This window comes from Shewanella sp. AC91-MNA-CIBAN-0169, from assembly GCF_040310165.1.
Classification (GTDB): domain Bacteria; phylum Pseudomonadota; class Gammaproteobacteria; order Enterobacterales; family Shewanellaceae; genus Shewanella.
The window spans coordinates 169,464-184,660 of the sequence record NZ_JBEOPM010000001.1 but is presented as its reverse complement, the minus strand read 5'-3'; the positions used below and the strand labels follow the sequence as shown (position 1 = coordinate 184,660).

At 38.7% G+C, this 15,197-nt stretch carries 13 protein-coding genes; 6 read left to right on the top strand and 7 right to left on the bottom strand.

What is annotated here, in order from left to right; all coding sequences use genetic code 11:
- Positions 1-240: 240 nt before the first annotated feature.
- Positions 241-1,728, top strand: coding sequence for a CotH kinase family protein (locus tag AAEY98_RS00795; protein WP_351014530.1), 1,488 nt, complete (start codon positions 241-243; stop codon positions 1,726-1,728).
- An 86-nt stretch (positions 1,729-1,814) separates the two neighbouring features.
- On the opposite strand, the gene AAEY98_RS00790 is transcribed toward AAEY98_RS00795, so the two are convergent.
- From AAEY98_RS00790 to cspE, 4 genes are all read right to left on the bottom strand, one after another.
- Entirely contained in the window at positions 1,815-4,001 is a 2,187-nt protein-coding gene (locus AAEY98_RS00790; RefSeq protein WP_351014528.1) for an OsmC domain/YcaO domain-containing protein, read from the bottom strand.
- 714 nt (positions 4,002-4,715) lie between these two features.
- Entirely contained in the window at positions 4,716-5,732 is a 1,017-nt protein-coding gene (locus AAEY98_RS00785) for a hypothetical protein (protein ID WP_351014526.1), read from the bottom strand.
- A 546-nt stretch (positions 5,733-6,278) separates the two neighbouring features.
- Positions 6,279-6,509, bottom strand: coding sequence for a hypothetical protein (locus AAEY98_RS00780; protein ID WP_101086008.1), 231 nt, complete (start codon positions 6,507-6,509; stop codon positions 6,279-6,281).
- 309 nt (positions 6,510-6,818) lie between these two features.
- The gene (gene cspE / locus AAEY98_RS00775) at positions 6,819-7,031 is read right to left on the bottom strand and encodes a transcription antiterminator/RNA stability regulator CspE (RefSeq protein ID WP_011636218.1); all 213 of its coding nucleotides are present in this window, start codon (positions 7,029-7,031) and stop codon (positions 6,819-6,821) included.
- Between the two features lie 885 nt (positions 7,032-7,916).
- Here cspE and AAEY98_RS00770 point away from each other — a divergent pair.
- Positions 7,917-8,492, top strand: a complete 576-nt coding sequence (locus AAEY98_RS00770) for a porin family protein (protein ID WP_162022374.1) — start codon at positions 7,917-7,919, stop codon at positions 8,490-8,492.
- Between the two features lie 352 nt (positions 8,493-8,844).
- Here the strand turns inward: AAEY98_RS00770 and AAEY98_RS00765 are convergent, their stop codons facing one another.
- On the bottom strand, positions 8,845-9,231 hold the full coding sequence (locus tag AAEY98_RS00765; RefSeq protein ID WP_351014775.1) for a ribosome recycling factor family protein: 387 nt from the start codon (positions 9,229-9,231) through the stop codon (positions 8,845-8,847).
- Positions 9,232-9,547: 316 nt separating this feature from the next.
- Here AAEY98_RS00765 and trmH point away from each other — a divergent pair, with 316 nt between their 5' ends.
- Positions 9,548-10,249: a tRNA (guanosine(18)-2'-O)-methyltransferase TrmH gene (gene trmH, locus AAEY98_RS00760; RefSeq protein WP_101086009.1), complete on the top strand. Its 702-nt coding sequence runs from the start codon at positions 9,548-9,550 to the stop codon at positions 10,247-10,249.
- Positions 10,250-10,474: 225 nt separating this feature from the next.
- Here the strand turns inward: trmH and AAEY98_RS00755 are convergent, their stop codons facing one another.
- A complete protein-coding gene (locus AAEY98_RS00755) occupies positions 10,475-11,278 on the bottom strand; it encodes a polysaccharide deacetylase family protein (protein WP_350998144.1) in 804 nt (267 codons plus the stop codon).
- A 326-nt stretch (positions 11,279-11,604) separates the two neighbouring features.
- On the opposite strand from AAEY98_RS00755, the gene AAEY98_RS00750 reads away from it, so the two are divergent.
- Positions 11,605-12,231 carry a protein-disulfide isomerase gene (locus tag AAEY98_RS00750; protein ID WP_351014524.1) on the top strand — a complete coding sequence of 209 codons (627 nt, stop codon included), beginning with the start codon at positions 11,605-11,607 and terminating at the stop codon, positions 12,229-12,231.
- 116 nt (positions 12,232-12,347) lie between these two features.
- On the opposite strand, the gene AAEY98_RS00745 is transcribed toward AAEY98_RS00750, so the two are convergent.
- Positions 12,348-12,992: a LysE family translocator gene (locus AAEY98_RS00745; RefSeq protein WP_351014522.1), complete on the bottom strand. Its 645-nt coding sequence runs from the start codon at positions 12,990-12,992 to the stop codon at positions 12,348-12,350.
- Positions 12,993-13,491: 499 nt separating this feature from the next.
- Here AAEY98_RS00745 and AAEY98_RS00740 point away from each other — a divergent pair, with 499 nt between their 5' ends.
- Entirely contained in the window at positions 13,492-14,193 is a 702-nt protein-coding gene (locus AAEY98_RS00740) for a hypothetical protein (protein ID WP_351014520.1), read from the top strand.
- A 24-nt stretch (positions 14,194-14,217) separates the two neighbouring features.
- On the top strand, positions 14,218-15,141 hold the full coding sequence (locus tag AAEY98_RS00735) for a hypothetical protein (protein WP_351014518.1): 924 nt from the start codon (positions 14,218-14,220) through the stop codon (positions 15,139-15,141).
- Positions 15,142-15,197 lie beyond the last annotated feature (56 nt).

Genomic DNA, 15,197 nt, shown 5'->3' with positions numbered 1-15,197 from the left:
CGTTAACATTATCATTGTTCACTAACCTAAAGATAAACCTCTTCACTGTAAACTTATTTATCTTATCGAATACGGTGGCGACGGCTATTAGCACGCAAATATATCACAGTGAACAAGATCGCACTTTTATCGACTTGCTATTTTGTTCCACACTCACTGTGCAGTTTCTGCACTTTTACTCTCTAACATACGTGTAACGACTTCATATAAATAATCTTACCCAAGTACTAGGAGAGCCCGATGTTTTCCCTTAATAACTTACACCTCAAAAAGCGGTTAATTAACCAGCCAATGACACTATTACTTATCATGACACTCAGTTGTGCTTTTATACTCACAGGTTGTGGGAGCGACAGTGATAGCAACAGCGAAATAGCCGAAACGGTCATTAGCGCTGATACTGACACAAGCACTGATACTGAAACAGAGGTCACTGACGCAGATTTTGAAGCGAGCGATTGGACAGACGAAACCCACAGCAAAAATGTCGACCCTAACTTTGATGAAGTGTTTAGTGATACCGAAGTTAAACGGCTTGATATCGTTGTCACACAAGCGCGCTGGCAAAGCATGTTAGATGACATGACGACACTCTATGGTGAATTTGGTAGAAGCTCATCAAATAGCTTAAGTGATACCGATGAAGATCCTATTTTTGTTCCAGCTGAAGTATTTTATAACGGCACGCAATGGTATCGCGTCGGCATCCGCTTTAAAGGTAATTCATCACTGCAAACTAGCTGGCAACAAGGCATTCTTAAACTGGCACTTAAACTTGATTTCGACGAGTATGAAGACGATTACCCGCAAATTAAAAACCAACGTTTTTATGGCTTTAAAAAGTTTAGTTTAAAAAATAACTTTGATGATGAGTCAATGTTACGTGAAAAAGTCGCAGCGGATGTGTTTAAAGACGCTGGGCTTGCTGTATCTCACACAGGGTTTTACACCTTATACGTTGACCATGGAGACGGCCCAGAATATTTTGGTTTATATACTCTTGTAGAAGAAATTGATGACACTGTAATCGACACGCAATTTTCTAGCGACAAAGGTAACTTGTACAAACCCGAAGATGATGGCGCAATGTTTGTTGATGGGTCATTTAATCAAGAAGACTTTGAGAAAAAAACTAACGAAGACGACGAAGATTGGTCTGACATACAAGCCCTGTTTACCGCCCTACACGACGACACTCGCACCACAGATCCTGAAACATGGCGAGCCAATCTAGAAACGGTATTTGATGTTGATGTATTTTTAAAATACTTAGCCGTTAATGGCATCATTCAAAACTGGGACACTTACGGCTTAATGCCACACAACTACTATTTATATAACAATCCAGACAATTCAAAACTGACCTGGATACCTTGGGACAACAACGAAGCATTGCAAGACGGGAAACAAGGTGGCGCATTGTCGTTAGACTTCTCAGACCTCAACTCGAACAGCTGGCCACTCATATCAAAACTGTACGCAGATGATGTATACCGTGACCGCTACAACCAGTTTTTACTTGAGGTTATCAGCGATGCATTCGAAACCAATAAAATGCAAGCAAGCTACAATGCTTACTCTGCACTTGTTGCCCCTTATGCGACCACTGAAGTATCTGGGTATAGCTTTTTAGAAAGTAGCAGCGATTTTTACCGTGCTATCGATGAGCTAATAGAGCATGCAGAAGATAGATCCACTGCTGTAGAAAGCTATTTAGACAAACAGTAAGCACGCCACTCCTTCACAATATAGCGCAAAAAAAAGCCCGCCACATAAATGGCGGGCTTTTTGCTATGCAAAACAGAACCAATAAACTAGATACTAAGGTTTGCTTTACGCGCTTGATGTAGTTTTTTGTAGCTTTCGATCAAACGTAAATGCGGTTCAATGCCTTCGAGATTCATGCTGGTTTTGCTCAGGCCATAAAAGCGTACTGTGCCATTAACCGAACCGACGACATTGTCCATCACTTCTTTACCGAACATGCGGTTAAAGTTACCGATAAAGTGCTCAAGTTCTAAGTCTTCATCTAAGGTCACTTCCAATACTGCATTCACAGCTTGATAAAACAGACCTCGTTGGACGGTATTGTCGTTAAACTGTAAGAACTCACCTACCAATTCAATCGCATCTTCGTGCGAGCCTAATGCAAGATAAATCAAAATCTTCAGTTCGATAATGGTTAACTGGCCCCAAACCGTATTTTCATCGAACACAATGCCAATTAAGGTACGAATATCGGTATGGTTATCTAGCTGGCTTTCTTCTAAGCGATTAACTAACTTACCTAACGCTTTAGTGCTTAATGAATGCAGATTTAAGATATCTTCACGGTAGTTTAAAGACTTATTGGTGTTGTCCCAAATCAAGTCATCTACTGGATACACTTCTGAATATTCCGGCACTAAAATACGACACGCAGATGCGCCTAAATCTGTAAACTCGGCAATATACACTTCTTTGCCCATGGCCTCTAAAATACCGAATAAACCGCTGGCTTCTTCTTCACTAGTACCAGTAAAGTCCCATTCACAGAATTCGTAATCAAACTTACTGCTAAAGAAACGCCAAGAGATAACCCCTGTTGAATCAATAAAGTGCTCAACAAAGTTTTCTGGCTCAGTCACTGCCATGCTGTTAAACGTTGGCTTTGGCACATCGTTTAAGCCTTCAAAGCTGCGGCCTTGTAATAACTCGGTTAAGCTGCGCTCTAATGCCACTTCAAAGCTAGGGTGTGCACCAAACGAGGCAAATACACCACCAGTACGTGGGTTCATTAAGGTCACGCACATAACAGGAAATTGACCGCCTAAAGAAGCGTCTTTCACAACAATAGGGAAGCCTTGCTCTTCAAGTCCTTTAATGCCCGCTAAAATACTTGGGAATTTCTCTAGTACTGCCATTGGCACATCGGGTAGTACAATTTCTTGTTCGATAATTTGACGTTTAACTGCACGTTCAAAAATTTCAGATAAACACTGCACATGGGCTTCTTGCAGGTTATTACCCGCACTCATGCCATTGCTTAAAAATAAGTTTTCAATAAGGTTAGATGGGAAATAGACCGTTTCCCCATCTGACTGACGCGTGTATGGAATAGCACAAATGCCACGATCTTTATTGCCTGAGTTAGTATCAATTAAATGCGAACCACATAACTCTTCATCTGGATTATAAATATCTAAACAATATTCATCTAAAATACCAGTAGGCAAAGCATCATCTTCTTCTAGTGCAAACCATTTCTCATTTGGGTAATGCACAAATTCGCTATTGGCGATTTCAGTACCAAAGAATTGATCGTTATAGAAAAAGTTATTATTAAGACGCTCTATAAACTCGCCTAAAGCAGAACATAACGCGCTCTCTTTAGTGGCACCTTTTCCGTTGGTGAAACACATAGGTGATGCTGCATCACGAATATGTAAAGACCACACATTAGGCACAATGTTACGCCATGACGAAATCTCAATCTTCATCCCAAGGTCGGCTAACAACCCCGTCATATTTTTAATAGTTTGCTCAAGCGGTAAGTCTTTACCTAAGATAAAAGTACTCGCATCTGCTTCAGTTTGGCCCATCAACATCGCATTGGCGTCGGCGTCTAAGTTTTCAACGGTTTCGATTTTAAACTCTGGCCCAGTCTGAACCACTTTTTTAACGGTACAACGATCGATTGAACGTAAAATACCTTGACGATCTTTATCCGAAATATCATCCGGTAACTCAACTTGAATTTGGAAAATTTGGTTATAACGATCTTCCGGGTCAACAATATTGTTTTGCGACAATTTGATATTTTCAGTCGAAATATCACGAGCTTTACAATACACCTTAATGAAGTAAGCGGCACAAAGTGCTGAAGATGCTAAGAAATAATCAAAAGGACTAGGAGCAGAACCATCACCTTTGTAACGGATCGGCTGATCGGCGGTGACGGTAAAGTCGTCAAACTTAGCTTCGAGTCTCAAATTATCGAGAAAATTTACTTTGATTTCCATTGAATATATCCACAGTCTTGCGCAACCAAACGGCCAGCTTGTCTAAATTAGGGTGAATTATCGGTGTTTTTGACCCAATAGTCTTGGGTTAATTGCCAAAATGATAGCTTTAAGGTGATTTTGCAGGATAAACACTATTGATTAGCTAGCAGCAGAACAGAGCTAGCTAATCAATAGTGTTTGTAAAAATAGATAAATTGATGAACACGCTCATTTCAATAAAAATAAACAGATATCACTGTAGAGCCAATCGTCACAGATCGTATTATGAATGTATTAACGACAAAGGTTAAAGCCAGTCTTGGTAAAGGCAAAACCCAATGTATAAATGATGAAGGGCTTTCACACCTCATTCATCTGCCACTAAGTCCGGTAAGACCTAGGAACACTGGATCCTGTTGATCTTTCAAGGTTGTTTTTGCAGAGAATTGTTGGCCATTACTTAAACATGAGCTACAAGGCAGAGACTTTGTGGTGTAGTTATTCTACATAAAAAGTCGATAACGCAGTAAAAATGACCTACAAACGCTGCCCGAAAGGTTCGGCTAAAAACGTTTTACTCTTTGTTGAATGCATTTTGCTTAGATGACTAGGCAGCAATTCATTCGCCTCGATTAAAACGTTTTTAACTCGAACAAAATTCAACCAACGAAGATCAACAGACCCTAATCATCTGTAAAATATAAACAGCAAGTTCAATGTTAAATAGATCGACTAGCGAATAGTTACGTTTCGGCCAAAATATTCTTCAGACTCATACTTTGCGATTACTTTTTCAAGTGTATCGCCGTGATTATCCATCACCAATTTATGCGAAATTGCACTAAGTGAAATCAAAATATCTTTACACTCAATTCTGGCTTTCATCACCGATCCCGAAGCGGTTCTCAAGACTTGAGAAATTAGCTCATGATTTTTACCAATTAAGGCTAAAATAAAATGAACCATTACTTCAGAGCAAAGCTCTTTATCTTCAATTTTACTTGGTCTGACAACCTTTTCTAAATAATCTTCTTCTCTTCCTGCAGGAACAAAACGTTGTACCCAATAGAAATAATCTTCATCGTAAATGATAGATTGTATTGGTTTCATAAACGTTTCATCTGTCGATATCTTTTGAAAAAGCTCTTTTTTGACTTCATCAGATACGTCAACAAGCTCATCACTAAACTGTTTGTTGAGCATTGAAATAACTGCTTCCAGCTCTTTTAACAGAGATACATTTCCTGATGTCACTTGGTTATAAGCATCACCGACTTCGTCGATATTTTGTTGGAATACACCAATATACTTATCACCTTCTTCAATAGCATCAAGTAAAGGTATCAAGCTATAACGTCTAACCTGAATCAATTCATAAAACTGGCCTAATTCTTCGCGAATCGCTTGGAGACGATCAATCGCTTTAATCAGAAATTGATCATCTCGTTTTATCGCTAAATTCAACCGAGAAAAATCGAGTTGATCATTTACTTTGCGAACACGATTATCGATCATATTTTCATAGGTCTGTGTCTCATTGATCAACACTGAAAATTTATCTTCCATCTCAAAAAGTACATCTTGTACTTTTTTTAGACTTGTAGACCGAACTTGTTGATTAATTCCACGCACTTTTTCTGCTTCAGCCTGCTTCTTTTCACGAATAACCCAAGTCACTGCAGCACCAACAATTGTCAGACTTGTCGCCATATCAAAACCAAGCTGAACATTATCAAACCATGAAGGCATTATTTTTCCTTAAATGTTATTTTCCTGTTTGTATAAATAGTAATAACTGATCCAACTACTAATGTCACCACGAAAAAGGCTAAAAGACAATAAAAGTCACACATATACCCTCAAATTAAATCATTTTTTAGCGATTAAACAATTTATTTAAACATACTTAATAGCACTAAAATCAATGTAATAAGTATTTTTCATCTCAAATAAGCTATCACTCAACACAAAATGAACCAACAGCATTATAGCCACAGTAAACAGACCATCGTTCGGCTCTGAATTTACATATAATCTTTAATAATCAATCACTAAAAAACGTCATCATTAAGTATTAAATTGTTATTGCAACCGCGGAAAATTTATTTTTATGCCCGTTAATTTATGTATTATGACAACCGATTTTCTAATAGAAAATGAAGAGAATTAGACTGTTTTAGTCATTAAAAAGCGACTTGCTGTAGTGTTCTAGGAGGGAATAACATTCTATGTGAAATGAAATATCGTTAGTGTAAACATTAACGCTCATCTTGTAACGAACCGACCACGATGAGATTATGACGCTTTATCTGCTTCACGCTTAACCAGCATAAAAGTCAGGTACATTTTTGTCGGTAGCGACAATGCCATGCCAAAGGCCACGCACATCGCACTAATAATAATTCCATTAACTCCCATCATCTCAATCGTATCACTGAAATTATGACAATAAATGCCTAACAAAATTAGGCTGAACCCTATCGAGATACAGATTTTTAAGATCAATATGAGTTTGTTATCCGGCATTATGGCCTCGCTATCATCAACATGATGTACAGCTAATATAATGAAACTATTTGCGATCAATAGCCTTGATTCAGATCAAAGTAGAAATAGGATTATGGAGAAATAAGAAAATTAGATAACAGTTAGATTCCGCTCATGTTGAGGATGGTGATTAACAAGCAGAGGAGACATAGTTAAAATAATAATTTGAAATGATGACACTACAAAAATAAACCGTTTATACCCGTTACGAATACAAGTTGTTAAATCGCAGACATAAAAAAACGCAAACAGTCGTTAAACCGTTTGCGTTATTCTTATAACGTCGAGTTACACAGCTACTACGTTAGCAGCTTGTGGGCCTTTTTGGCCTTGCTCAACATCAAAAGAAACTTTCTGGCCTTCAGCAAGAGTCTTGAAACCCTCTGAAGTGATTGAACGGAAATGAACGAACACGTCAGCGCCGCCGTTATCAGGAGTGATAAAACCAAAACCTTTATCTTCGTTAAACCATTTTACTAAACCAGTTGTTTTGTTAGACATGATGTGTCCCTTATATATTAAAATTAATCAATCTGTCGCGAAAATGCGATGCGCTCAAGCTTGAATTATTGAATGTCACGATGAAGCTAAGGGAAACACAGAGGATAACAACGATAACGAAGAGATTCTAAGGCTTTTCTTTTACTTGATGTTCATTAATAACTCTGAATGTCAGAGCAAGACATATAATACACGAATATCTAAGCTTGTAAATATTTTTATTGAATAAATATAAACAACACCTAAAACCACTTGATTAACAGCATTGCCACTTGCAACCTTAATCCACTAGATTAACCACTAGATTAGCCACTAAGCCTGCCATAGCGCCTACCATAGCCGTTAACCAAAAACAGATATGAAATTAGCTTCATAATCCAATTAGGCAAGTCATCCAACCCAATTTACAATCTAGGTTTTCGATCCTAACGTGTTGATAATCCGGTTATTGGGCTTATGACTGTATAGTCATTATCTTTCTTTAATGGTTGTACTTTAACGCTATCGGACAAGCCTACACTTTAAAAAGCTAAATCAACATAGCAAGTTTATGACTAAGATTTTATCTTTTCTAGAAAATAGGCAACAACAAATAAAACCACAACATATTGATAACATTATGTTTTAAAGATGAAAAAATTACAATTTAATCAGAAAAAAATACCGTTTTACATTATTACTGGCTCATTGAGCGGGTGAAAAAATAAGCCATTTCGCTTGAGATATCATCACCTACACCTTCCATCACCAAAAACACTAAACATAAGTTGTTGATATTAAATGTTAAATTTAAATATCGATAATTAACTCTCTGTTACTTTTATAAAGTTGGCATCCGTTTTGTATTTAGTTAGATGTATTTACGTAATTAACTAGGAGTACCTTATGAAAAATACGATTCTTACTTTAGCCGGACTTATTTCGTTAGCCTCTTTTAGTACTTATTCTCACGCTGATGACTTCAAGAAAGACGCAGCAGAAAATGGCGTTTATGTCGGCGCTAATTATGGTTACCTAAAAGTCGATGGCGAAGATGACTTTGACGACGACAATGATGTACTCCAGGGCCTAGTAGGTTATCGCTTCAACAAATACTTAGCTCTAGAAGGCAGCTATATTGATTTTGGTAGTTACGGCAACAACTTATCTAGTGCTGAAACAGATGGTTATACCGCTGGTCTAAAAGTGACATTGCCAATTGCTGAGCGAATAGAGCTGTATGCCAAAGGTGGTCAGTTATGGTACTCAACAGATTATGACGTGGTCGGGTTTTCTGGCAATAAAGATGATGAAGGTGTATTTGCCGGTGCTGGTGTCGCGTTTAAAGTAACAGATCGTTTTTTAATTAATGCGGAGTACACTTGGTATGATGCAGAAATTAACTTAGATAATGTCTCTAACGGTTCCGACACAGAAACAGACTTTAAGCAGGCTAGTATCGGTGTTGAATATCGTTTCTAGTGATTCTAGTGATTAAGTAGAGTGCTTAAATTAACTACTTAATAATAAAATTCAGAAGGGTGTAATGCAAATTGTGTTACACCTTTATTTTATACCTATTATTCTAAGATCCGCATTAAAACGATTAACCTTCTACCCAAAACAAGTTATATGAACATCGCTCTTGTGTCTGCGATTTACGTCAATAAAACAATTGATGAATTAGGTTGCTTATCTTTAACTCTGTTTATTCACTGCGATGCAAAATTTACATACTGAGCTTGGGGCTCAAAACAACAAGCGCTGTATTTTTATCGCCACGGAGCATTGCGATCCTGCAGCATAAAAAAGTACGAATCACACGTTGAAATAATCAAAAATCGACTTTAAAACGAGCCACTCGCGCCTCAGTTAACGTACATTGGGTAAGCTGCATAAGTTCCCCCAAGGTGATACCTGGAGTTTGTTTAATTAAGCGGACAAGTTTTGCATCTAATGGCTCTAACTTATCTGCATGGCCAAGAAGCGCGGTCTCAATCTTTTGAATAAGATAACGAAAATTATCATCATTTTGTGCTTTTAACTGTTCAGTAAACGACTGAATATTAACCGCCTCACCGATAACGCACCAATTCCGAGACCGACGTACACGCTTCAGCTCGCAGTTAAATTGCAGCGCAATGACTTTGGCTTGCTTGGTTTTCTCCCCACCAATTCGATGAATAAGCGATGGAAGTGGGATGGTAATATCTTCAATCATAATATTTTGTGGCAAACCTACTTTGTTGAAATGAGTTCTGGCTAAAACACTTTTATCGGCAAAAACTACTAACTTCAACGTTATCTGTAACTTACAAGCATATCTTTAAAAGCAACATAGTAATAAAAATCAGAATTATATAGTAACCAATCTCTTGTCACGATTGATGACGTTTTAGCGTTCGCATTTTAACGCTATAATGCCACTCGAAATAATCACCTGCTATCAATATTAACCGCTTACCAGCGCATTTAGCGCCCTTTCTGTTGAAAGCTAATGTTAAAATCTGTTGAATAAAATTAAGTAGAAATACCTCATGAGTCCAGAACGTTTTGCCCGAATAAATCAAATGCTTGATAACCGCCAAGTCGACTTAACGGTTTGCCTTGATAAAGTGCATATGACCAATAATATTGCTGCGGTTCTTCGCTCTGCTGACTGTGTGGGCATACATCAAATTCATGCTGTGTGGCCCGATGATGATATGCGGGTATCGGGTAATACCGCTTCTGGCAGCCAGCAATGGGTTGATACCGTTAAACATTACACTTTTGAAGAAGCTCACCAGGCCTTTAAAAAACAGAAAATGCAGATATTAACCACTACGTTTTCGGACTCTGCGGTTGATTTTCGTGAGATTGATTATACTCAACCCACTGCCATTGTAATGGGTAATGAACGTGACGGCGTCAGCGCAGAAGCCATTGCCGCAGCAGACCAACATATCATTATTCCCATGCGTGGCATGGTGCAATCGCTTAACGTGTCGGTTGCCGCAGCACTAGTGATGTATGAAGCTCAGCGCCAGCGCGAAGTAGCCAAGATGTACGGCACACGTAGACTGGATCACAGCTACTGCCAGACTATGTTATTTGAACAAGGTCATCCGGTTTATGCCAAAGCGTGTCGCCGCAAACAGATCCCCTACCCAGCCATTGATGATCAAGGCCAAATTGTAGCTGACAAAGAGTGGTGGGATAGAATGCGCGCACCAAATCCACAAACGTTGGTGGATTGATGCATCAACTCAGTACATTTACTAAGAACTAATAACTAATAACTAATAACTAGTTATTGAGGCCAGTATTCGGCCTCAATTATTCTGCACCACTGTTTGATAAGTATTCTGAACGACTTGATAGAGTTTTGAGCCATTTGAAATAACCGCTGAGTTATAAGAAAACTACGAGGTTTATCAACCTGCCATCTACACTCCCTTGCCTACCATCAAATGATTGAACACTTACAGCTTACTGTCAGCATATTTCATCAAGTTGATGTATGAATCAACATAATAAGCATCCCGGTTATTGGCTAAAAACGTTAATAATTCAGCGTGTGCCTCAGATGACACCGATAAATAATCTCCTCCAACCCCATGAAATATTACGTTTACCAGTAAAGTATCTGCGGGAATATGGCGAATATAATCGATAAGCTCTTTGCCACTTTGGCCTTCTGGATATAATATCAGTGAAAATCGAGAATCTTTCCCTTGCCCTTTCACCGCAGTAAATAACTCATTGAGCTGACTCAGGTATTGTTGGTGACTCAACACATCAGCGCCAATTACCATATCACCACAAGGCACCGTATAAGTCCGTTCCGATTGACCATCAATGGCCTTTAAAAAAGTATTGGCTACTTTTAGCTCTTCAATCATCTGCGCCACGCTGTAATGATCAAGATCATGATGCGCCTCTACCCAATCTTTGTTCGGCAAAGAGGCTCGACAAGGATGATAAACACTGTGATTGCCAAGCTCATGGCCACGGTTAGCTGCTGCACGCCATTCATCTAACCGGACATTCATAACCGGAGAGTTTACTACCACATAAAAAGACGCCTTGAAATTATGTTTATCCAGCGCGGGTATCACATTATCTAACTGACTATTAAGCGCATCATCATAAGACAGACTAACGGCTAACTTGCTCCCGCCTGGCCAAGTGAACGTATCACCTAGTGTGTTAACCGTACTTGGCGTTTCTGCATAACTTGATAATGAAAGTAGTAGTGCAGCAAAAAAACAAATTGGTTTAATCATAATAATCTAGTGTCCATAAAGTCACTTGAACTAATTCCTTGTCATTAATCCACATGCGTTTAATCTACATCAGCATGGTTGAGTGTTATGTAATCAAAAGCTCAATCGTCTATTGGACTTGGCCGACGCCATGCATATTAGTCGCTAGTGTTAATCCTATAGGCAATTGCTTTTATACGGTAGCCGTTTTTTATACAGTATTGAAAGCTATCGTTTATTCAACGCCTCAGGCAACTTCAGCTCAATTGGTGCAGATTCAATGATTGTATAATACTCATAAACTATTTAGGATCAGCACATCTGACTCGCAAACAAGAATTCACTTAATGACCACTGAGCTTTATTTTATCTACGACTCACATTGCCCTTGGAGCTATGCCACCACACCGTTGGTGAATGCATTGCAGCAAGCCTATCCCGAAATGAATGTACATTTACTGCATAGCGCACATTACATTGGCAAAGACAGTGCTGGCGAAGAGCAAATGGAAGCGGCTGCAAAAATGAGTGGACTGAAATTTGGCCGCGATCATATTCGTTACGTAAACAGTCCTAAAAGCTCAATCAAAACCGCAAACTTTATGGCCTGGTTGCAGGGCAAACAAGCTGACAAGCAATTAGATGTGCTCAATGCGCTACAAAGAGCCCATTTCATTGAAGGCAACCCGCTTAGCAACAAGCACGACTTTAATGACATTGTAGAAAAATTTAAGCTGTCACCATCAAATAAAGTGTTTAAAGATGAGCTCAGTATGGACGCAGAATACGTACTGGAAGGCATAGAAGAGATTCAACAAGTCATTGGTACGACCGGCTTTCCCGTTTTAGTCATGACCGTTAATGATAACGCTATTTTTATCGATCACTCACAATACCTGAGCAGCCCTCATGCTGTGGTTGCTGCGGTTGAAAAAGAGATAACAGCGATTAAACTCGCTAAAACTGAAGCATAACGATAACTCGTCACTCGCCAAATACATCATCGATGTGAATGCGTCAGCAGTAAGATCAAAAAAACCACGGCTAATGACCGTGGTTTTTAGTTAACCGCCTCTCTCAACCGTAATGGTTAAGCAATGCTTTTAACTTGAGATGCGAGTAACCAAATGGCTAATGCAAAAAATATTACACCCATAAATTTATGTTGATATGTGCGGAATTTTTCGTTTTTGAGCAAAGATTTACCCAAACTACCCACTAATGCTACCAACAGTAAATTGAACGTCAATCCCATCACATTCAGCAACAAACCTAGCGCCAGCATTTGTTCACCTGAACTAGCACTCAACTGAGTAGACACAAACTGAGGCAAAAATAACACAAAAAAGATCAACGCTTTAGGATTCAGTAAATTGCTCAGTACCGCACGACGATAGAGTAATTTTGCAACATTACCTTGTTGGGTAATCTCGGGCGCGTCGCTTGTACCACTGCGCATACAATCCCAACCCATTTTCAATAAATACGCCCCGCCTAATACCCGTAATAGCTCTAACGCCATTGGATTCATTGCCACAAGTGCAGAAACACCCATAGCAGCAAGCAAGGTTAACACCAGTCCAGAGGTGGCATTACCAAAACAGGCATATACACCCACTTTGCGGCCATAACTCAAGCTGGAACTGGCGATCAACAGCATGTCAGGTCCAGGAATTAATAATAACGCGACCACCGTGGTTAAATATAAAGGAAGCAAAGCCAGATCAATCATCATAAATACACAAACAACAGCTATTAAGACGGGAAAATAAAGCGCGGATTCTACAGCTATTCAACATGAATGAAAGTCATGTTGGCCTTCATGCAATGTTTAAGCACTGCGAGCATTGGCAGAGATTGTTTACGGCTTAAATCGGCAAACACCAATGGCGTCAACAAAACCAAAATAATAAGTGGGTTCAGAGTTGCAGTCCCACTTGGTCTTGCTTTACTTTGGAAATGGACACTCTAAGGATTAAACAGAGAAACTCACAGATAAAGATGTAGCCAAAGAAAATGGGCACTCTATCAATGCAATAAAAACAAGATTACTCTCACCGCAATCATAATTCTGTTCACTTATTTATTTATTTTACGCAACATCTAGTAAACATTTTTTTCATATAATATTATCTGCTGTCGCTGCTAGGAAGCCGATAAAAACATACATAAATGATTAAAAATAAACTTTATTTTTATGTAGCGTTCAAAGTTTACACTCCAGGATTAACACCATGATAAAAGTAACATCGAAGCTTAAACACTTTTTTATTGCAGTTACTGCCTTGCTATTAGCTGCTTGTGCTAACACCCCACAACCACCCGTCGCTTTAAACACCAATTTACTGGCTAACCCAGATTTAAAGTTGGGTATGGTTTATCGTCCTCCAACCAGTAAAGCAACTACCCACATCTATGGCGCAGGCTGCTTACTTTGCTATGGTGTAGCCTCAGCACTCACAGCTAAATTAGATGATCACTTACAAAAAGCGATTGATGACAGCGAATTATCAAAGATGAATGATCTGGTAAAAGCGAAATACTCTCAATATTCAAAAAATATTGAATACGTAACATTACCTACGTCAATCAACAGACTAAAAAAGTTTAAAGGCGAATTAGGGTTTGCCGAAAAGGATTTTAGACCATTAAAACAAACATTGGGCATCGATGTTTTGGTCGTTTTTGAAATATATCGCCATGGTGCATATCGCAGCTTTAGTAACTACTTTCCAAATGGTGATCCACAAGGACATGTTGCAGGTATTTTGTATGCAATTGATTTAAATACTAATGCTTATATTCACTACAAAGAAATCAATGAAATGATCCAACCTGCTGGCGAGTGGGATGAACCAAAGGACTTTCCTAGTGTGACTACCGCTTATTATCAAGCTGTAGAAAATGTAAAAAAACAACTAGAACAGTCAATATAAGCATTGAGTTCTGTAGAGTAAATAATGAGAATTTTAATACCTATTATATCTCTAATCATGGTGGGATGTGGCAGCACACCCTACCAAGATGATTATACCAAGCATGTCAATTTACTAGGCAACAACTACCTTACTAAAGAGAACTATAAATTTAGCTTTGTTGATGACAATCTAAGCGTCGACTTAAGGGGGCTGTACTCACAAAATGACACAACCGCATCCACTCCAATCATGTATTACGGTGATGCTGGTATTGCCGGTGCGTTAGTTCAATTAACAACCCACAGTGTCATTATTAACTCGCAAAGGGATGCCAAACTCGCTTCACAACAAATTGAGGCAGATCAATTCATACAACCTTTGATAAATTTATCGCGAGATATCAGCTTAAATGATCTTGTTGGTGAACACCGCGCACATTTTGTAGCGTTTAATCAACAGGCTACAGACACTGTCGTTATTAAGCCTATTTTCTTTAGCCTCACAGACATGAGCGAGTTATCGCTTAAAGCAATAGTATGGATGACTCAGCCAAAGGATCAGCAACAAAAAAGACAGAAGTTTAAATACCGGAATATGATTCAAGTTTACAGCCCAAAACTAACAGAATCACAGTATCAACAGATACTTGAAGGTGACAAAAATATATTGCCTGAAATTCTTACATCTTTACTCAAAAAGACTTTAGATATCACTGAAGCTGCATTAACCGGTCAATACGATAATAACAACAAAAAAACGCAAACATTTTTAATCAATACTGAGTCTAATAATCAAGTTTTAAGAGGATTCATCGCCGCTGAAAAATGTGATTACCAAGTTATCCAAGACATACATCATTGGTTAGTTGCCTACCCCATAGCCCGACTTGAAAATCAGGCGGATTTACAATGCGAAAAGAACAATAACAACAACGAAATGGGCCGCGCCCTCACGACAATAGAATAAAGCTTACTCAGCCCAAACTTATCAATGCTTATCCTATTCGCTAGGGCCCGCACACA

What these genes read in the sequence shown, in the direction of transcription:
- AAEY98_RS00795 (WP_351014530.1), top strand. Translation starts at nt 241, where the DNA reads ATGTTTTCCCTTAATAACTTACACCTCAAAAAGCGGTTAATTAACCAG.
- AAEY98_RS00750 (WP_351014524.1), top strand. Translation starts at nt 11,605, where the DNA reads ATGACCACTGAGCTTTATTTTATCTACGACTCACATTGCCCTTGGAGC.
- AAEY98_RS00745 (WP_351014522.1), bottom strand. Translation starts at nt 12,992, where the DNA reads ATGATGATTGATCTGGCTTTGCTTCCTTTATATTTAACCACGGTGGTC.
- AAEY98_RS00770 (WP_162022374.1), top strand. Translation starts at nt 7,917, where the DNA reads ATGAAAAATACGATTCTTACTTTAGCCGGACTTATTTCGTTAGCCTCT.
- AAEY98_RS00785 (WP_351014526.1), bottom strand. Translation starts at nt 5,732, where the DNA reads ATGCCTTCATGGTTTGATAATGTTCAGCTTGGTTTTGATATGGCGACA.
- cspE (WP_011636218.1), bottom strand. Translation starts at nt 7,031, where the DNA reads ATGTCTAACAAAACAACTGGTTTAGTAAAATGGTTTAACGAAGATAAA.
- AAEY98_RS00755 (WP_350998144.1), bottom strand. Translation starts at nt 11,278, where the DNA reads ATGATTAAACCAATTTGTTTTTTTGCTGCACTACTACTTTCATTATCA.
- AAEY98_RS00765 (WP_351014775.1), bottom strand. Translation starts at nt 9,231, where the DNA reads ATGATTGAAGATATTACCATCCCACTTCCATCGCTTATTCATCGAATT.
- AAEY98_RS00740 (WP_351014520.1), top strand. Translation starts at nt 13,492, where the DNA reads ATGATAAAAGTAACATCGAAGCTTAAACACTTTTTTATTGCAGTTACT.
- AAEY98_RS00790 (WP_351014528.1), bottom strand. Translation starts at nt 4,001, where the DNA reads ATGGAAATCAAAGTAAATTTTCTCGATAATTTGAGACTCGAAGCTAAG.
- AAEY98_RS00735 (WP_351014518.1), top strand. Translation starts at nt 14,218, where the DNA reads ATGAGAATTTTAATACCTATTATATCTCTAATCATGGTGGGATGTGGC.
- AAEY98_RS00780 (WP_101086008.1), bottom strand. Translation starts at nt 6,509, where the DNA reads ATGCCGGATAACAAACTCATATTGATCTTAAAAATCTGTATCTCGATA.
- trmH (WP_101086009.1), top strand. Translation starts at nt 9,548, where the DNA reads ATGAGTCCAGAACGTTTTGCCCGAATAAATCAAATGCTTGATAACCGC.